16 protein-coding genes and 2 tRNA genes are annotated in these 16921 nt (G+C 71.2%); 7 read left to right on the top strand and 11 right to left on the bottom strand.

Annotation, left to right across the window (positions count from 1 at the left end; all coding sequences use genetic code 11):
* Nucleotides 1–202 precede the first annotated feature (202 nt).
* Entirely contained in the window at nt 203–1429 is a 1227-nt protein-coding gene (locus ACWCRD_RS10195; RefSeq protein WP_450965448.1) for a pyridoxal phosphate-dependent aminotransferase, read from the top strand.
* A gap of 215 nt (nt 1430–1644) precedes the next feature.
* Entirely contained in the window at nt 1645–2619 is a 975-nt protein-coding gene (locus ACWCRD_RS10190; RefSeq protein ID WP_450965447.1) for an adenosine deaminase, read from the top strand.
* Here ACWCRD_RS10190 and ACWCRD_RS10185 read toward each other — a convergent pair.
* A complete protein-coding gene (locus ACWCRD_RS10185) occupies nt 2564–3271 on the bottom strand; it encodes a hypothetical protein (protein WP_450965821.1) in 708 nt (235 codons plus the stop codon). The two genes, ACWCRD_RS10190 and ACWCRD_RS10185, sit on opposite strands and share 56 nt — an antisense overlap.
* 54 nt (nt 3272–3325) lie before the next feature.
* Nucleotides 3326–3937, bottom strand: coding sequence for a TetR/AcrR family transcriptional regulator (locus tag ACWCRD_RS10180; protein ID WP_450965446.1), 612 nt, complete (start codon nt 3935–3937; stop codon nt 3326–3328).
* Nucleotides 3938–4040: 103 nt separating this feature from the next.
* Between ACWCRD_RS10180 and ACWCRD_RS10175 the strand changes: the two genes are divergently transcribed.
* Entirely contained in the window at nt 4041–4673 is a 633-nt protein-coding gene (locus tag ACWCRD_RS10175) for an NAD(P)-dependent oxidoreductase (protein WP_450965445.1), read from the top strand.
* A gap of 47 nt (nt 4674–4720) precedes the next feature.
* Here the strand turns inward: ACWCRD_RS10175 and ACWCRD_RS10170 are convergent, their stop codons facing one another.
* The 3 genes from ACWCRD_RS10170 to ACWCRD_RS10160 form a co-directional block, all read right to left on the bottom strand.
* A complete protein-coding gene (locus ACWCRD_RS10170) occupies nt 4721–5776 on the bottom strand; it encodes a UDP-N-acetylmuramate dehydrogenase (RefSeq protein ID WP_450965444.1) in 1056 nt (351 codons plus the stop codon).
* A 753-nt stretch (nt 5777–6529) separates the two neighbouring features.
* Nucleotides 6530–7972, bottom strand: a complete 1443-nt coding sequence (locus ACWCRD_RS10165) for a DHA2 family efflux MFS transporter permease subunit (protein ID WP_450965443.1) — start codon at nt 7970–7972, stop codon at nt 6530–6532.
* A gap of 113 nt (nt 7973–8085) precedes the next feature.
* Nucleotides 8086–8655, bottom strand: coding sequence for a TetR/AcrR family transcriptional regulator (locus ACWCRD_RS10160; RefSeq protein ID WP_450965442.1), 570 nt, complete (start codon nt 8653–8655; stop codon nt 8086–8088).
* Between the two features lie 88 nt (nt 8656–8743).
* Between ACWCRD_RS10160 and ACWCRD_RS10155 the strand changes: the two genes are divergently transcribed.
* The gene (locus ACWCRD_RS10155) at nt 8744–9301 is read left to right on the top strand and encodes a hypothetical protein (RefSeq protein ID WP_450965441.1); all 558 of its coding nucleotides are present in this window, start codon (nt 8744–8746) and stop codon (nt 9299–9301) included.
* 103 nt (nt 9302–9404) lie between these two features.
* Here the strand turns inward: ACWCRD_RS10155 and ACWCRD_RS10150 are convergent, their stop codons facing one another.
* The 5 genes from ACWCRD_RS10150 to ACWCRD_RS10130 all read right to left on the bottom strand — a co-directional run bounded on the left by ACWCRD_RS10150 (nt 9405) and on the right by ACWCRD_RS10130 (nt 10983).
* Nucleotides 9405–9833, bottom strand: a complete 429-nt coding sequence (locus ACWCRD_RS10150) for a MaoC family dehydratase (protein WP_344403672.1) — start codon at nt 9831–9833, stop codon at nt 9405–9407.
* An 8-nt stretch (nt 9834–9841) separates the two neighbouring features.
* Nucleotides 9842–10294 (bottom strand): MaoC family dehydratase N-terminal domain-containing protein, encoded by a 453-nt coding sequence (locus ACWCRD_RS10145; RefSeq protein ID WP_232650397.1) that lies wholly within the window; start codon nt 10292–10294, stop codon nt 9842–9844.
* Between the two features lie 243 nt (nt 10295–10537).
* A complete protein-coding gene (gene rpmG / locus ACWCRD_RS10140; RefSeq protein ID WP_003948671.1) occupies nt 10538–10702 on the bottom strand; it encodes a 50S ribosomal protein L33 in 165 nt (54 codons plus the stop codon).
* Between the two features lie 89 nt (nt 10703–10791).
* Nucleotides 10792–10864: transfer RNA gene (locus ACWCRD_RS10135), tRNA-Met, on the bottom strand.
* A gap of 46 nt (nt 10865–10910) precedes the next feature.
* Nucleotides 10911–10983 (bottom strand) — tRNA-Thr (locus ACWCRD_RS10130).
* 267 nt (nt 10984–11250) lie between these two features.
* On the opposite strand from ACWCRD_RS10130, the gene ACWCRD_RS10125 reads away from it, so the two are divergent.
* Nucleotides 11251–12558, top strand: a complete 1308-nt coding sequence (locus tag ACWCRD_RS10125) for an amidohydrolase family protein (RefSeq protein ID WP_450965440.1) — start codon at nt 11251–11253, stop codon at nt 12556–12558.
* A gap of 621 nt (nt 12559–13179) precedes the next feature.
* The gene (locus ACWCRD_RS10120) at nt 13180–13836 is read left to right on the top strand and encodes an NAD(P)H-binding protein (protein ID WP_450965439.1); all 657 of its coding nucleotides are present in this window, start codon (nt 13180–13182) and stop codon (nt 13834–13836) included.
* Nucleotides 13837–13936: 100 nt separating this feature from the next.
* Here ACWCRD_RS10120 and ACWCRD_RS10115 read toward each other — a convergent pair whose 3' ends face one another.
* Complete coding sequence (locus tag ACWCRD_RS10115; protein WP_115906481.1) at nt 13937–14149, bottom strand: hypothetical protein; 213 nt, start codon at nt 14147–14149, stop codon at nt 13937–13939.
* A 230-nt stretch (nt 14150–14379) separates the two neighbouring features.
* Between ACWCRD_RS10115 and ACWCRD_RS10110 the strand changes: the two genes are divergently transcribed.
* Nucleotides 14380–16866 (top strand): MFS transporter, encoded by a 2487-nt coding sequence (locus ACWCRD_RS10110; protein WP_450965438.1) that lies wholly within the window; start codon nt 14380–14382, stop codon nt 16864–16866.
* Nucleotides 16867–16921 lie beyond the last annotated feature (55 nt).

Below are 16921 nucleotides of genomic sequence, written 5' to 3'. Positions count from 1 at the left end.
TGAGAGTGTACGTGGTCCGGAGCGCATCGTCGAACAGAAAGCGCCCGTAGGGGCCTTGGCGGAGGAAGATCGCCGGAAAACCGGTGGAAGATCACCCAGGCCACCGGCTGATTCCGGACAGGTGTTCAGTGGTCGACCCGCACATGTTCAGTCTGTGAAACCCGCGTGCCGGGGTCGTTTCCGGTCTGAAACGATGGGGCCCATGAGCGCTGCAACCCCTCCCACCGAGCGCCGGGTCTCCGCCCGAGTCGGCGCGATCTCCGAGTCCGCCACCCTCGCCGTGGACGCCAAGGCCAAGGCCCTCAAGGCCGCCGGGCGTCCGGTGATCGGCTTCGGCGCCGGTGAGCCCGACTTCCCGACCCCGGACTACATCGTCGAGGCGGCCGTCGAGGCCTGCAAGAACCCGAAGTACCACCGGTACACCCCGGCCGGTGGTCTGCCCGAGCTGAAGGCCGCGATCGCCGCGAAGACGCTGCGCGACTCCGGCTGGGAGCCCGACGTCTCGCAGATCCTGGTCACCAACGGCGGCAAGCAGGCCATCTACGAGGCCTTCGCCGCGATCCTCGACCCGGGCGACGAGGTCATCGTCCCGGCGCCGTACTGGACGACGTACCCGGAGTCGATCCGTCTCGCGGGCGGTGTCCCGGTGGAGGTCGTCGCCGACGAGACCACCGGCTACCGCGTCTCGGTCGAGCAGCTCGAGGCCGCCCGCACGGAGAAGACCAAGGTCGTCCTGTTCGTGTCGCCGTCCAACCCGACCGGCGCGGTGTACTCCGAGGCCGACACCGAGGCGATCGGCCGCTGGGCCGTCGAGCACGGCCTGTGGGTGCTGACCGACGAGATCTACGAGCACCTCGTCTACGGCGACGCGGTCTCCGTGTCCCTGCCCGCGCTGCTGCCCGAGCTGCGCGACAAGTGCATCGTGGTCAACGGTGTCGCGAAGACGTACGCGATGACGGGCTGGCGCGTGGGCTGGGTCATCGGCCCGAAGGACGTGGTCAAGGCCGCCACCAACCTGCAGTCGCACGCCACGTCGAACGTGTCGAACGTCGCCCAGGTCGCGGCGCTGGCCGCCGTCTCCGGCGACCTGGAGGCCGTCGCGAAGATGCGCGAGGCCTTCGACCGCCGCCGTAAGACCATCGTGCGGATGCTCAACGAGATCGACGGCGTGGTCTGCCCGGAGCCCGAGGGCGCCTTCTACGCGTACCCGTCGGTCAAGAGCCTGCTCGGCAAGGAGATCCGCGGCAAGCGGCCGCAGGACACGGTGGAGCTGGCCGCGCTGATCCTGGAGGAGGCCGAGGTCGCGGTCGTCCCGGGCGAGGCCTTCGGTACGCCGGGTTATCTGCGGCTTTCGTACGCCCTGGGTGACGAGGATCTCGTCGAGGGTGTCAGCCGGATCCAGAAGCTGCTGGCGGAGGCGCAGGACTGACCTGTGCGGACGGATGCGGACCCCCTCGTGCGAGGGGGTCCGTTTTTTCGTGCGAGCAAGACCACGTACGGGGAATCCGCTTCCGGGACGGCTGGGGCGTACGGCAGGATCCTGGAATGCTGAGCTCTTCAGGGGGACACCCCCCGAACCCCCCGTGTGTACGTGATGTCTCTGAGCTGCCGAAGGCCCATCTGCATCTGCACTTCACCGGGTCGATGCGGCCCGCCACCGTGCTGGAGCTGGCCGACAAGTACGGTGTGCGACTGCCCGAAGCCCTGACCGAGGCGCTGACCAGCGGGGAGCCGCCGAGGCTGCGGGCGACGGACGAGCGGGGCTGGTTCCGCTTCCAGCGGCTGTACGACGCGGCGCGCTCGTGCCTGAGGGAGCCGGAGGACATCCGGCGCCTGGTGCGGGAGGCCGCCGAGGAGGACCTGAAGGACGGCTCGGGGTGGCTGGAGATCCAGGTCGACCCGACCTCGTACGCGCCCCGTCTGGGTGGTCTGATCCCGGCTCTGGAGATCATCCTGGACGCGGTGGAGACGACCTCGCGGGAGACCGGGCTCGGGATGCGCGTGCTGGTCGCCGCGAACCGGATGAAGCATCCCCTGGACGCGCGGACGCTGGCCCGGCTGGCCGTGCGGTACGCGGACCGGGGTGTGGTCGGCTTCGGGCTGTCCAACGACGAACGCCGGGGCATGGCGAGGGACTTCGACCGGGCGTTCGCGATCGCCCGCGAGGGTGGGCTGCTGTCGGCGCCGCACGGCGGGGAGCTGACGGGTCCTTCGTCGGTACGGGACTGTCTCGACGACCTGGTCGCGAACCGGATCGGGCACGGGGTGCGGGCCGCGGAGGACCCCCGGCTGCTGAGGCGGCTCGCGGAGCGGGGTGTGACGTGTGAGGTCTGTCCCGCTTCGAACGTGGCACTGGGCGTCTACGAGAAGCCGGAGGATGTCCCCCTGCGGACGCTGTACGACGCCGGTGTCGCGATGGCGTTGGGCGCCGACGACCCGCTTCTGTTCGGGTCCCGGCTGGCCGCGCAGTACGAGATCGCCCGGCAGGCCCACGGTTTCTCGGACGCCGAACTCGCCGAGCTGGCCCGCCAGTCGGTCCGGGGCTCGGCCGCCCCGGAAGACGTCAGGGCACGGCTGCTGGCCGGCGTGGACGAGTGGCTGGCCCGCCCGGCGGCCTGAAGTGGGCATAGGGCGGATATGCCTTGAAGCAGATCATCACCTCGACCGGATGCCCGCCGCCGGGCGGGTCGTCCGGGGGGAAGATCGATCCCATGTACGCCGTGCGCCCCTTGCCGACACCTTTCTGAAGCGGCCCGTGGCCCGCAGCATGGGCGAGCCGGACCGCGATGTCTGCGAACGGGTCGCGGTCGCCGAAGAAAAAGAGCGTACGCGCGTGCGTGGCGTGCCTCGGCGCGTCCTGGAAACCGGCCCGCTCCTGGCGTGCGCGCCACGCGGCGGCGTCCCGCGCGGTGCGCGCCTCGTCGGTGCGGACGGTGAGCGGGGTGCCCTGCCGCAGCCTGCGTCGCAGCTCGGGCCACTGGCCGGCGCGCAGGCCGAGGCTGTGGTGGGCCAGGACGAGGTCGACCAGCTCGCCGACGCCCTCGTCGGGCGGCACGCCGTCGCGCAGCGGCACATGGACGATGGTGCGCCGGGAGCAGGCGGCGAAGGAGAACAGACCCGCCAGCCGGCTCAGTCCGTCGTGGTCGCCGAGCAGCAGGCCGATGGGGTCGGGAGCACGCAAGGAGGTGTGCCGCAAGGGGCGCCGGGGCTGGACGAGCCGGTAGGTGTGTGGGCCGGCGCGGGGCCGGAACTCGCGCAGCCTCAGCCGCATACGGTGCTCCACGGGGCGGCTGTCCGGCTGCTTGTCATGCACCCAGCGTGAGGTTCACGCGCGCGTGGGCGCAACGGAGATTCCGCCCAGCAGCGTCCTCGCCAGCCGTTCGGCGAACGCGTCGACCGGGGGCCGCTCCCCCGTGCCGGTCATGTCGTAGGCGAACGCGCGCTGTGCGCAGGCGCCCAGCAGCAGGGAGGCCGCGGCGAAGGTGTCTGCGTCGGCGCGGACGCGGCCGAGGGCCTGTTCGGCTCGCAGGTAGGCGTCCAGGTCCTGGATGGGCCGGTGCGGGCCGGCGCCGAGCGCGCGCAGGGCGTCGTCGTGGCGTCGTTTGAGCTGGGGCTCGGCGTACAGGGAGGCGGCGATCGGGAAGCTCTGCTCGTAGAACAGCGCGGCCTGGCGGGCGATCCCGGTGAGGTTTGCCTCCAGGGTGCCCTGTCCCGGTTCGGCGGCGAGCTCGGCCAGGAGGGGCGTGAGCCGGGGCAGCCGCTCGGCGAGCACGCGCACGAACAGCTCCTCCTTGCTGTCGAAGTACTTGTAGAGGGCCGCTTCGGAGCAGTCGGCCGCCCGGGCGATCTCCTTGGTGGTGGTGCGGGCGAGTCCGACGGTGAGCATGAGCTCGTGGGCGGCGTCGAGGATGCGGACACGCGCCGGCTTCGGCTGCATGGGGCGTCCAATCGGGCTTGACGGGTGAGTGAGTGATTACCCACTCTAGAAGCCAGCAGGGGTGAGTGAGTACTCACCCACCATCCCGGACACGGGAGCACTCATGAACCTCACCGTTTTCGGCGCCACCGGCGGCATCGGCCGGGAGATCGTGCGCCAGGCCCTCGGGGCCGGCCACCGGGTGACCGCGGTGGTCCGCGATCCGGCCCGGCTCGACGTCACGGGGGACGCGCTGGAGGTCTTCCGCGCCGACCTCACCGACCCCGACGAGTTGCGCGCCGCCGTCAGCGGCCGGGACGCCGTCCTCTCCGGCCTGGGAGCGCGCAGCCGCAAGGACGCCGGGGTCGCCACCCGGCTGACCCGTACGGTCCTGCGCGCCATGGAGGCCGAGCGCGTACGACGGCTGCTCGTGGTCAGCGCCGCTCCCGTCGGCCCCGCCGCCGACGGCGAGGGCGCGCTCGACCGTGCCATGCGCGGTCTGGTGTCGGCCGCCCTGAAGGACGTGTACACCGACCTGCGCGGCATGGAGGCCGAGCTGGCCGGCAGCGGCACGGACTGGACGTCCGTACGGCCACCGCGCCTGCAGAACAAGCCGCTGACCGGCCGCTATCGCACCGTCGTCGGCGGCTTCCCGCGCAAGGGCCGCTTCATCGCACGCGCCGACGTCGCGCACGCCATGCTGGCGATGATCGACGACGAGGGGACGGTGAAGCAGGGGGTGGGACTGGCGTACTAGGCGTACGCCCTGTGCCCCCCTGGTCGGCCGCCCGGGCCGGACCGGCGCTACAGGCTGACGCCGACCGTCACCGGCTCGTTGACCAGCGTGATGCCGAAGGCCTCGTGGACGCCGGTGACGACCTCTCGGGCGAGTGCGAGCAGGTCCTCCGTGGTGGCTTCGCCGCGGTTGGTGAGGGCGAGGGTGTGCTTGGTGGAGATGCGGGCGGGGCCCGCGCCATAGCCCTTGGTGAAGCCCGCCTTGTCGATCAGCCAGGCGGCGGAGGTCTTGGTGTGGCCTTCGCCCGCCGGGTAGGCGGGGGGCTCCACGCCGTCGCCGAGCCGTTCCTGCACGCGCGCGTGGAAGGCGGCGAACTGGGCGTCGGTGAGGATCGGGTTGGTGAAGAAGGAACCGGCCGACCAGGTGTCGTGGTCCTCGGGGTCCAGGACCATGCCCTTGCCGGCGCGCAGCTTGAGGACGGTCTCGCGGGCCGCTGCGAGGGGGACGCGATCGCCGGGCTCGACGCCGAGAGCGCGGGCCGTCTCGGCGTACTTGACGGGGCCGGAGAGGCCGTCGGCGTCTTCGAGTTCGAAGCGGACGCGCAGCACGACGTAGCGATCGGGGTCGGCCTTGAAGCGGCTGTGGCGGTACGTGAAGGCGCAGTCGGCGTTCGGGACGGTGACCGTTTCGCGGGTGTGGCGGTCGTAGGCGATCACCTCGGTGATGGTCGAGGAGACCTCCTGGCCGTACGCGCCGACGTTCTGGATGGGGGTCGCGCCGGCCGAGCCCGGGATGCCGGCCAGGCACTCGATGCCGGCGAGTCCGGCCTCGACGGTGCGGGCCACGGCGTCGGTCCACACCTCGCCGGCGGCGAGCTCCAGGCGTGTGCCGTCGAGGTCGAAGCCCTTGGTGGCGATGACGAGAGCGGTGCCGGCGAAGCCCTTGTCGCCGATGACCAGGTTGGAACCGCCACCGATCAGCAGGAGCGGGGTGCCGCTGTCGTCGGCCTCCCGGACCGCTGCGATCACCTCGGCGTCGGTGGTGGCGGTGATCAGCCGGGTCGCGGGACCGCCCAGGCGGAAGGTGGTCAGCGGGGCGAGGGGGGCGTCGTGTCGTTCCTGCACGGGCTCAAGGGTACGAGACGGGGGGCGGGCGGCTGGGGTGCGGATGCCTGCGGCGCTTGTGCGGGTTCGGTGGGGTGCGTCTGCCTGCGGCGCTTGTGCGGGTTCGGTGGGGTGCGTCTGCCTGCGGCGCCTGAGCGGGTTCGGTGTGGATGGCTGAGCGGCTGTCTGGGTGCGGATGCCTGCGGCGCCCGTGCGGCTTCGGTGTGGATGGCTGAGCGGCTGTCTGGGTGCGGATGCCTGCGGCGCCCGTGCGGCTTCGGTGGGGGTGTAAGTAGTGCCTGTGGTTCGGTGGGTGGGGCGGGGCCGCGCCGGGGGTGTCCGTCCTCGGTCCGGCGGTTGCTGGTGGGTGCAACAGTGCTCGGGGGTGACGCCGGCCGCTGCGGGCGGGCACCCCCCGCCACGTCCCCTTCCCGCCGTACGCGACTGCGGGTGCGTACCTCGTCTCCGCCTCTCCGCCGCAGCCAGCGGGAAGTCGCGTCCCCGCCGCCGCAGCTGCGGACATCGGCACCCAGCCTCCGCAGCTGCGGGCCTCGCCGCCCAACCCCCGTAGCCGCGAGCCTCGCCACCCAACCCCCGTAGCCGCGAGCGCCGCCGCCCAACCCCGTAGCTGCGGGCAGTCGTTCCGCTGGGGCGGCACGGGTGGGCGCAGCGGCACCCCGCCAGCGCGGGCGAGCGAAACCTCCCCGACCCGGGCCCGGCCGCCGGGCATGCGCAGTGGCCCCGCCCTTCGGGACGGGGCCACTGCGGTGGGGGTCAGCCTGCGACCGGCTCGAGTGCCGGAGTCGGTTCGTCCGTCGGTGTCGGCGCGGAGGGCTCCGTGACGCGCCGCCTCGGGATCAGCAGTGCCGCCAGACCGGCCAGCGCAACGACCGCGGACCCGGTCACCAGCGCCGGCTGCAGGCCGTCGACGAAGGCCTGCGCGGACTCGTAGCCGCCCTGCGCCGAGAAGATCGACGACATGATCGCGATGCCGAGCGCGCCGCCCACCTCGCGCAGCGCGTTGTTGGCCCCGGAGGCGATGCCCTGCTCATCGGCGCGGACACTGGACATCACCAGGTTGGCGGCCGGGGCGAAGTACAGCCCCATACCGAGGCCGCTGATGATCAGGGCGGGCAGCTGGGCGGCGTAGGACACGCCGGGCGCCACCACGGAAGCCATCCAGCCGAGGCCGACGGCCTGCAGGAAGAGGCCGGTGGCGACGACGGGACGGCCGCCGATGCGGTCGGACAGGATGCCTGCGATCGGCGCGGCGATCATCGGCATGCCGGTCCAGGGCAGCATGCGCAGGCCCGCCTCCGTGGGCGAGTAGCCGAGCACGCCCTGCATGAACTGGCTGAGCAGGAAGATCGAGCCGAACATTCCGAGGAACATCAGCAGGCTCGCGGCGTTGATGCCGGAGAAGGCGCGGGAGCGGAACAGCCGCATCGGGAGCATGGGGTTCTTGGCGCGCAGGCTGTAGCCGACGAACGCTGTGAGCAGCGCGGTTCCGGCGAAGAGACCGGTCAGGACCAAGGGGGCGGTCCAGCCGTCGGCGGGGCCGCGCACCAGGCCGTAGACGATCCCGAAGAGGCCGCCGCTGGCGAGCAGGGTGCCGGGGACGTCGAGCGGGGCGCCGGTGCCGTACGACTCGGCGAGGCGCAGGCGGGCCAGCGGCAGCAGGGCGAGGCCCAGCGGGACGTTCAGCCAGAAGATCCAGTGCCAGGAGACGTGCTCGGTGAGGCTGCCGCCGATCAGCGGGCCGGAGGCCACGGCGAGGCCGTTGACGGCCCCCCAGATGCCGTACGCCATCCCGCGCTTGGCCGCGGGCACGGCGGCCGTGAGAAGGGTGAGCGTCAGGGGCATCATGATCGCGGCGCCCATGCCCTGCACCGCACGCGCGGCGATCAGGGAGTTGATGCCGGTCGCCATGGCCGCGGCCGCGGAGGCGCCGGTGAAGACGGTGAGGCCGGCGAGGAAGAGCCGACGGCGGCCGAACCGGTCGCCGAGTGCCGCGCCGAACATCAGCAGGACGGCGAAGGTGAGGGTGTAGGCGCTGACAGTCCATTCCAGGTCGTCCAGAGCGCCGCCCAGGTCCTTGCGGATGGAGGGCAGGGCGGTGGTGACGACGAGGTTGTCGAGGGCCGCCATGAATCCGGCGACGCTGGTGATGACGAGGGCCCAGGCGGTTCCCCCGCGACGTGCGGTCTGCTGTGACATCGCTCCCCCAGAGGGTGATCAGTCGCTCGGTCGAGATTTTGGTTAGTTATTAATGACTAACTTTCGCGCCCATGAAAAGGCGGTCGCGGCGCCTTTCCCGCGGAGTGCGTGGACTACTTCTCCAGACGGCCTTCCAGCCGTGCCTCTGGATACAGCCCCTCCCAGACTCGATGCTCGGGAGGAAAACCCATGGCCACCAGGCAGTTGATGAGCATTCCGTACGCCATGAACGTCGTCGTCCCGTCGGTGTCGGCACCCAGCGGCAGATGGACCGTGTCCCACAGCCGCATCCATCCGTTGCGCACCGCCTCGCCGAGTTCGCGGTCGCCCGCCTGCTCGGCGGCGCCCACGGTGACGTACATCTGCATCTGCATCAGCAGCCGCTCGGGCTGCTCGGCGATGACCTTGGTGTACGCGTTCGCCATGGCACGCAGGGCCTCTTCGCCCTCCAGCCCCCTGGCGGCTTCCTCGAAGGTGCGGATGGTGTCCTCCATGCACCGCTGCGCCACCGCGAGGAAGAGGGCCTTCTTGCCCGGGAAGAGCCGGAAGAGATACGGCTGCGAGACACCTACCCGCTTGGCGATCGCCTCGGTCGACGTGCCGTAGTAGCCGCCTCGGGCGAACTCCGTGGTCGCCGCCCGAATGACGCTCTCGCGCCTCTCTTCTGCGCTCATCCTGGCCATGCAAGTAAGTTAGTACTTAATCACTAACTAGGTCAAGGGGTACGGGGATCGGGCTCCGGAGGCCGGACGGAGACGCCACAATCGCCTTGTGGATCAGGGAATCGCGGCCCTGCTGGGGGCGACGGTCGGCGTTCTCGGCACCGTGGCCACCGCGGCCATCTCCGGGTGGTCGAGCCGTCAGCAGTTACGGGCCCAGGCCGGAATCGACCATGCCCAGTGGCGCCGACAGGCCCGGCGCGACGCCTACAGCGCCTTCCTCGCGCCCGCGCACGAGACGGGCAACGCCCTGAAACAGGCCGCCCGGGCGCTGATCGGTGACGTGGACGCGGCGGAGGCGGACCGGCGGCTCCAGGCCGCCCACGACAACCTGACGGCGGTGCAGGCGGCCTGGGCCGCTCTCGCCGTCGAAGGCCCCGAGACGGTGGAGCAGCTGGCCCATGGCGTCAAAACCGCGCTGCACTCGATGCAGACAACACTGCTCGCGTGGCGCGACTCGGCGGATCGCGCGGCCGACCACAACGTGAAGTTCGTGGAACGGCACGCGGTCGAGGTGACCAGGGTGTCCGAACGCATCAGCGCCTTCACCGCTGCCGCCCGCGCCGCACTCGACGAAACCGCACCGGCCTTGGACATTCAAGGCCGGTGAGTTCATGGGTGTCGTAGACGTTGCAGACGTTGCAGACGTTGCAGACGTTGCAAGGGGCATTCCGGCATGGAGGGTGCCCCTTACACCGCGCCAGTCGCGCCGCTCAGGCCAGCCGTACGACCGCCCGTGACATGCCCAGCACCTTCTGCCCGGCGCTGGTCGCCGTGAGGTCCACGCGGACCGTGTTGTCGTCGAGCTTGGCGGCCACCTTGGCGCTGACCTCGATGAGGGCGCCCTGGTCGTCGTTCGGGACGACGACGGGCTTGGTGAAGCGGACTCCGTACTCGACGACCGCGCCCGGGTCGCCGGTCCAGTCGGTGACCACCCGGATCGCCTCGGCCATGGTGAACATGCCGTGCGCGATGACGTCCGGGAGGCCCACCTCCTTGGCGAACTTCTCGTTCCAGTGAATGGGGTTGAAGTCCCCCGAGGCGCCGGCGTACTGGACGAGCGTGGCGCGGGTCACAGGGAAGGTCCGGGCGGGCAGTTCCGTGCCGACCTCGATGTCGTCGTATGCGATCTTCGCGGTCATGTTCTCGCTCACGCCTCCTCTGCCGCGCGCGCGACGAGCTTCGTCCAGGCGGTCACGACGTGCTCGCCGGCCTCGTCGTGGACCTCGCCACGGATGTCCAGGATGTCGTTGCCCGCCAGGGACTTGATCGCCTCGATGGTGGAGGTGACGGTGAGGCGGTCGCCGGCGCGGACCGGGCGGACGTAGGAGAACTTCTGGTCGCCGTGGACGACCCGGCTGTAGTCCAGGCCGAGCTGGGGGTCCTGGACGACCTGTCCGGCCGCCTTGAAGGTGATCGCGAAGACGAAGGTCGGCGGCGCGATGACATCGGGGTGCCCGAGTGCCTTGGCGGCCTCCGGGTCCGTGTACGCGGGGTTGGGGTCCCCCACCGCCTCGGCGAACTCGCGGATCTTCTCGCGGCCCACCTCGTAGGGCTCGGTGGGTGGGTAGCTCCGCCCCACGAAGGACTGGTCGAGCGCCATGGCTCGGCACCTCCTGTGTCTGCCTGCTGACTTCTGACTACTCGCTACTGTCCGCTGACTGCTACTGACCGCTGCCGACTGCTGCTGACTTCTGATGTCTGCGGATGTCTGCTGATGTCTGCGGGTGCCCGCCGGACAGCTGTTCCGGGCGCCCATGGTCGGGCGGAACCGGCCGGTAACCGGGGGTGAAACGCCGCGAGGCCGCCCCCCGCTAGTGGGGACGGCCTCGCGTACGAGCCTGATTTATCGCGTCTCGCGGTGCGCGGTGTGCGCGTTGCAACGCGGGCAGTGCTTCTTCATCTCAAGACGGTCCGGGTTGTTCCGCCGGTTCTTCTTGGTGATGTAGTTCCGCTCCTTGCACTCCACGCAGGCCAGCGTGATCTTCGGGCGGACGTCGGTGGCAGCCACGTGAGTGCTCCTTGACGAACGGATAGGACGGTTTAACGCATAGAAGAGTAGCCGATCGAAGGACCGACCCCGCAATCGGCTACTGTCAGTAGCGGTGACCGGACTTGAACCGGTGACACAGCGATTATGAGCCGCTTGCTCTACCGACTGAGCTACACCGCTGCGATGCGATCCGTTCCCGTCTTGCGACGGGAACCTCACACACCAGAGCCCCAATACGGAATCGAACCGTAGACCTTCTCCTTACCATGGAGACGCTCTGCCGACTGAGCTATTGGGGCGAGCGATGAAGACATTACACGCTCGGCCGCCGTTCACCCAAATCCGTTTCGCGGCCCCCGTCCCGGCCTGTTCCACCGGCGGTCCGGACCCCTGCCCGGGCCCGTTTCCCGGCTCTCCCAGGTGCCACTGAGGCCGCTGCGATACGGCGGACCACACCGGTACGACTATTGCGCTCCTCCCCGACACGGGCGGATCGCCACCCTAGGCTCGACTCACTCTGCGTGATCTTGCGTTCCCCTGCGCAGCCCCCGAGCCCCTGGAGTGCGATGCCCGACAGCCAGCCGCAGCCACCCCACTCGTCGTCCTCCTCTTCGGGCTCGTCCTCCTCCTCGGGGTCCTCGGGTTCTCCGGGGCCCTCGGGACGGGTGGGTGACCCGGCCGCCCTGCTGCTGTGCGGGGCCCGGCTGACCGACGGCCGCACCGTGGACGTGCGGCTGAGCGGCGGGCGCATCGAAGCGGTCGGCACGGCCGGAAGCCTGGCTGCCGGCGGGGCGCGGGACTGCGGCATGCGCGTGGATCTCAGCGGCTATCTGCTGCTGCCGGCACCGGCCGAACCGCATGCGCACGGGGACACCGCGCTGTCCGCGGAGCACGACGGCCCGGCCTCGTACGAGCCCCAGGACGTACAGCGCCGGGCCACCGAGGCGGCGCTGTTGCAGCTGGGGCACGGGGCGACCGCGCTGCGGGCACATGTGCGCGTGGGTGACGTGCAGGGGCTGGCCGCGTTGGGCGCCGTACTGCAGGCGCGGCGTTCGCTGCGCGGGCTGACGGAACTGACGACGGTGGCGATGCCGCGCATGCTGACCGGCGTGGCCGGAGCGGAGGGCCTGGCGATGCTGCGGGACGCCCTGAAGATGGGCGCCTCCGTGGTGGGTGGCTGTCCGGACCTGGATCCGGATCCGACCGGGTACGTGGAGGCGGTCCTCGAGGTCGCCTCGGAACACGGCTGTCCTGTCGACCTGCACACGGACGCCGCCGATCCGGCCCGCCTCGCCCGCATCGCCGCGATGGCCGGGGGACTGCGGCCCGGGGTGACGCTCGGACCGTGCGGCGGCCTCGGCCGGCTGCCCGCCGAGACGGCGCGGCGCACCGCCGACCAGCTCGCGGCGGCCGGGGTGACGGTGGTGTGTCTGCCTCAGGGCGGCTGCGGCGGCACCGACCGGCGCGACACGGCTCCGGTACGGCTGCTGCGGGCGGCCGGCGTCCGGGTGGCTGCGGGCAGCGGCGCCCTGCGGGACCTGTCGAACCCGGTGGGGCGCGGGGACCCCTTGGAGGCGGCCTATCTGCTGGCCTCCCGGTACGGGTTGCGGCCCGAGGACTCGTACGACGCGGTGAGTTCCTCGGCTCGGTCCGCCATGGGGCTGCCGGAGGTGCGGGTGGAGGCGGGTTTCCCGGCGGAGTTGCTGGCCCTGCGCGGCGACCGGCTGGCGGGGGCGTTGTCGCTGGCGTACAGCCGCATCGTGGTGCACCGGGGGCGGGTGGTGGCGCGGACGAGCGCGGTACGGGAGTACTGCAACTCGGCCGCGGCGGCGGAGTTGGGGTTGCCTCGGCAGGGGCGGGGCGAGTTGTCGTGAGGGGTTGGGCGGGAGTGGGAGTGGTGCGCGTGTTTGTGGGGGTGTGAGAAGTGGGCGCGCGCGTTGTGGGGGTGCGAGAGGCGGGCGCATGCGTTGTGGGGGTACGAGAGGTCGGCGGGCGTTGTGGGGTGCGCGTCGTCGGGGTGTTGCGGCCCTGGTGAGGAATTCCGGCGGGCGTTGAGGGGCGTGCGGGCGTTGAGAGGCGTGCGGGCGTTGAGAGGCGTGCGGGCGTTGAGAGGCGTGCTGAGAGGCGTGTGGGCGTTGAGGGGCGTGCCGGGGGCGCGTGTAGGCGTGAGGGGCGGTCAGCGTGGGGCTTGTGCGCGGGGCGCACGCTGGGCGTGTGCACCTGCCCGGTTGGGCCCCGTGCTCCGATCCGCTGACGGCCCGAGGCGAAGTCACGCCGTCGGTTCGAGCGACGGGAACGCCTTCCGCCAGAGCCGCTCCGACGTCTTGCACAAGGAGCGAGCGGGCAGCGCGCGCCTCAGCGATGTGCGCCGGGAGCGCATGGTCGGGACTCGCGCGCCCAGCGCGCACCCTCCATTTGTGCGCTCCGCGTGCGCACCCTGAGGCGTGGCTCAAGTCGTGCGGCGGACGCGGCCGTCCGGGCGTACGGTCGGAAACATGCGCATTGTCATCGCTGGTGGTCATGGTCAGATCGCGCTGCGGCTGGAGCGGCTGCTCGCTGCGCGCGGAGATGAGGTCGCGGGAATCATCCGTCACGCCGAACAGGGCGACGACCTGCGGGAGGCCGGTGCCGAACCGGTTCTGCTCGATCTGGAGTCGGCCTCGGTCGAGGAGGTCGCGGCGCATCTGCAGGGCGCCGACGCGGCGGTGTTCGCGGCGGGTGCGGGTCCCGGCAGCGGGACGGCCCGCAAGGACACGGTGGACAAGGGAGCGGCGATCCTGTTTGCGGACGCGGCGGTTCGAGCGGGCGTACGACGACATGTGGTCGTCTCGTCGATGGGCGCCGATCCCGCGCACGAGGGGGACGACATCTTCGACGTGTATCTGCGTGCGAAGGGTGAGGCCGACGCGTACGTGCTGCGGCAGGACGCCCTGGACGCGACGATTCTGCGCCCCGGGATGCTGACGAACGACGCCGGCACCGGCCTCGTACGGCTGGAGGCGCACACGGGCCGCGGCGCCGTCCCCCGGGACGACGTGGCCGCCGTACTGGCGGAGTTGGTGGAGACCCCGGCGACGGCCGGACTGACCCTGGAACTGGTCAGCGGATCGGCACCTGTGTCGGTCGCGGTGAAGTCGGTGGCCGGGAACTGAGGGTGGGCGGCGGGGGATGCTGGAGGGGATGCGGCTTGAGAAGCTCCAGCGGGGCGCCGGTTCGCTGTGAGTCCCTCTAGAACATTCGCTGCACGTCCCTCTAGAACAGGGGCAGTTGGCCAGGTATCTCCGGGACGACGTATCCGTCCAGTGATGGCTGGACCGCGTCCAGTTGTGCCTGGCGGCGGGAGCCGGGACAGGAGACGAGTACGCCGTTCTCGCGCGCGCCGGGCGGGTCGTGGCGAGCGAACCGGCCGGCGACGACGGCGATCTCGCGACGGCATTCGGGGCAGCGTCTGCGGCGAGTGGACATGGGGTCAGTGTGCCCCGGGCGGGGCCGTGTTGTGCGCGGGGCACACGCTCCGGCCCGCATGGACCTCGCGCGCCCGTCCGGTCGCCGATGGAGCCTCCCGGGCGCCAAAGTCACCCCGAAGCCTTCACCGGGACGCTACGGAGTCCACCGTGCTTGCTTAAGTCAATCAACTGACTTACTTTAGGGGTGTCGCGCAAACCCGATGCCCCTTGCCCACGGAGGCCCGGCCCATGTCCCACGCCCTTCCCCGACCCGCCGACGACGGGGTGGTGTCCGCAGCACCGCGGGCCAATGCCGTCGTAGCGGTCCTGGCCTTCGGCGGGATCGTGGTCTCGCTGATGCAGACCCTGGTGATCCCGATCGTCCCGGAGCTGCCGAAGCTCCTGGACGCCCCGGCGTCCGACACCGCCTGGGCCGTCACCGCCACGCTGCTCGCCGCCGCCGTGGCCGTCCCGATGATGGGTCGGCTGGGAGACATGTACGGCAAGCGCCGCATGCTCCTGGTCAGCCTGGTCCTGCTGGTCGCCGGATCGGTCACGGCCGCGCTCAGCGACTCCCTGGCGCCGATGATCGTCGGGCGGGTGCTGCAGGGCACGGCGGGTGGTGTGATCCCGCTCGGCATCAGCATCATGCGGGACGAACTGCCCGCCGAACGGCTCGGCTCGGCCACCGCGTTGATGAGCGCCTCGCTGGGCGTCGGTGCCGCTCTCGGCCTGCCCGCGGCCGCCCTGATCGCGGACAACTTCGACTGGCACGTACTTTTCTGGAGCTCGGCCGGGATGGGTGCCGTGGCGCTCCTGCTGGTGCTGTTCGTCGTCCCCGAGTCCAAGGTCCGGACGGGCGGCCGCTTCGATGTCGTCGGCGGCCTCGGGATGGCGGTCGGCCTGGTCTGCCTGCTGCTCGGCATTTCCAAGGGCGGCGACTGGGGCTGGACCGGCGGCACCACGCTCGGCCTGTTCGGGGCGTCCGTCGTGGTGCTGCTGCTGTGGGGCTGGTACGAGCTTCGTACCGAGCAGCCGCTGGTCGACCTGCGCACCACCGGCCGCCGTCAGGTACTGGTCACCAACCTCGCCTCGATCGCCCTCGGCTTCGGCATGTTCGCGATGTCCCTGGTGCTTCCGCAGCTCCTGCAGTTGCCTGAGGCTACCGGCTACGGTCTGGGCAAGTCGCTGCTGACCGCCGGCCTGGTCATGGCCCCTTCCGGCTTGGTGATGATGGCGATCGCCCCCGTCTCGGCCGCCCTTTCCAAGGCCAAGGGCCCGAAGGCCAGCCTGATGCTGGGCTCCTTGATCGTGGCGGCCGGCTACGGCCTGCAGATCCTCCTGATGTCCGAGGTCTGGCAGTTCGTCCTGGTGTCGTGCGTCATCGGTTGCGGCATCGGCTTCACCTACGGCGCCATGCCCGCCCTCATCATGGGCGCCGTGCCCCCGTCCCAGTCGGGCGCCGCCAACAGTCTCAACACCCTGATGCGGTCCATCGGCACGTCGACCGCCAGCGCCGTCGCCGGCGTCATCCTGTCGCAGATGACCACGGACCTGGGCGGGGTCCCTCTCCCCTCGGAGAACGGCTTCAAGACCGTTCTGGCCGTCGGCGGCGGAGCTGCGCTGCTCGCCTTCGCCGTCGCGTCCTTCATTCCGCGCCATCGGGCGGCTCCGGCAGCGGGCGACTCGGCGTCCGAGGCGAGGGGTGTTGCCGGAGGGGCCTCCGCCACGGCGACAGCCCTGGCGTCTGTTACGACGCCGTCCGCGGCCGGAGGCGAGAGGGGCGCACCCGGGCTGGCTGAAGAGGGGGCGCCGGGGCGGTCCGCGACGGCTGCGGCTTCGGCTTCGGCTTCAATCGGGGAGGGTGCGCCTGGTCTGTCGGCCGCGCGCTCGGACGGATCCTCGCCCAGGCCCGCTTCCTCATCGGCTTCCGTCGTCACCGCCGGGCCTGACGGGGCGAGCGGCTCCGCCGACGGCGGAATCCCGGTGAGTGGGCATGTCCTGGGGGCGGAACGGGTCCCCGTGGCGGGGGCCCCGGTCACGCTCATCTCGCTCGGCGGAAAGCAGCTGAGCCGGTCGGTCTCGGGAGCCGACGGCTCGTACGGTGTCGACGCACCCGCCGCCGGTTCGTACGTCCTGATCGCCTCCGCCGACGGCTTCCAGCCGCAGGCCTCGACACTCGTCGTCGCCGACGGGCCGGTCTCGTACGACGTCCTGCTGAGCGGCACGAGCGGCCTCGCCGGGTTGGTGCGGTCGGCCGACAGCGGGGCACCGGTCGCCGACGCCGTGGTGATCGTGACCGATGTGCGCGGGGAGGTGCTGACCACCGGACGGACCGACGTGCTGGGTGAGTTCACGGTCACCGACCTGGTGCCGGGGACGGTGACGCTCGCCGTGAACTCCGCCAAGCACCGCCCGCTGGCCCTGCCCGTCGAGCTCGGCGGCGCGGGCACCACACGCATCGAAGTCGAACTCCGGCCCGGCGCCCATGTCCGGGGCACGGTACGCGGAGCGGGCGCCCCACTGAGCGACGCCCGGGTCACCCTGGTGGACGCCGCGGGCAACGCGGTCGCCACTACCCGGACCGGGCACGACGGCGCGTACGCCTTCTCCGACCTGGACAGCGGCGCGTACACGGTCATCGCGGCGGGCTATCCCCCGCACGCGGCAACGGTGACGGTACGGGGAGGCGGCATGGACGACCACGACATCGAACTTGCACACAGCGGGGAGTAGTTGCGCCTGCAGCAGCACAGGGGTAGGCCCGTCAGCCCACAGCCCGGATGGCAAT

Source organism: Streptomyces sp. NPDC002092, from assembly GCF_053593775.1.
The sequence above is the reverse complement of the archived record's forward strand: the minus strand, read 5'-3'. Positions and strand labels throughout refer to the sequence as shown.

Coding starts and splice junctions, on each gene's coding strand:
- ACWCRD_RS10180 (WP_450965446.1), bottom strand. CDS start 3,937: ATGCAGCCGAAGCCGGCGCGTGTCCGCATCCTCGACGCCGCCCACGAG.
- ACWCRD_RS10145 (WP_232650397.1), bottom strand. CDS start 10,294: ATGGCGCTCGACCAGTCCTTCGTGGGGCGGAGCTACCCACCCACCGAG.
- ACWCRD_RS10185 (WP_450965821.1), bottom strand. CDS start 3,271: ATGCGGCTGAGGCTGCGCGAGTTCCGGCCCCGCGCCGGCCCACACACC.
- ACWCRD_RS10160 (WP_450965442.1), bottom strand. CDS start 8,655: ATGGCCAGGATGAGCGCAGAAGAGAGGCGCGAGAGCGTCATTCGGGCG.
- ACWCRD_RS10110 (WP_450965438.1), top strand. CDS start 14,380: ATGTCCCACGCCCTTCCCCGACCCGCCGACGACGGGGTGGTGTCCGCA.
- ACWCRD_RS10190 (WP_450965447.1), top strand. CDS start 1,645: ATGCGGCCCGCCACCGTGCTGGAGCTGGCCGACAAGTACGGTGTGCGA.
- ACWCRD_RS10120 (WP_450965439.1), top strand. CDS start 13,180: ATGCGCATTGTCATCGCTGGTGGTCATGGTCAGATCGCGCTGCGGCTG.
- ACWCRD_RS10165 (WP_450965443.1), bottom strand. CDS start 7,972: ATGTCACAGCAGACCGCACGTCGCGGGGGAACCGCCTGGGCCCTCGTC.
- ACWCRD_RS10115 (WP_115906481.1), bottom strand. CDS start 14,149: ATGTCCACTCGCCGCAGACGCTGCCCCGAATGCCGTCGCGAGATCGCC.
- ACWCRD_RS10125 (WP_450965440.1), top strand. CDS start 11,251: ATGCCCGACAGCCAGCCGCAGCCACCCCACTCGTCGTCCTCCTCTTCG.
- ACWCRD_RS10175 (WP_450965445.1), top strand. CDS start 4,041: ATGAACCTCACCGTTTTCGGCGCCACCGGCGGCATCGGCCGGGAGATC.
- ACWCRD_RS10150 (WP_344403672.1), bottom strand. CDS start 9,833: ATGACCGCGAAGATCGCATACGACGACATCGAGGTCGGCACGGAACTG.
- ACWCRD_RS10195 (WP_450965448.1), top strand. CDS start 203: ATGAGCGCTGCAACCCCTCCCACCGAGCGCCGGGTCTCCGCCCGAGTC.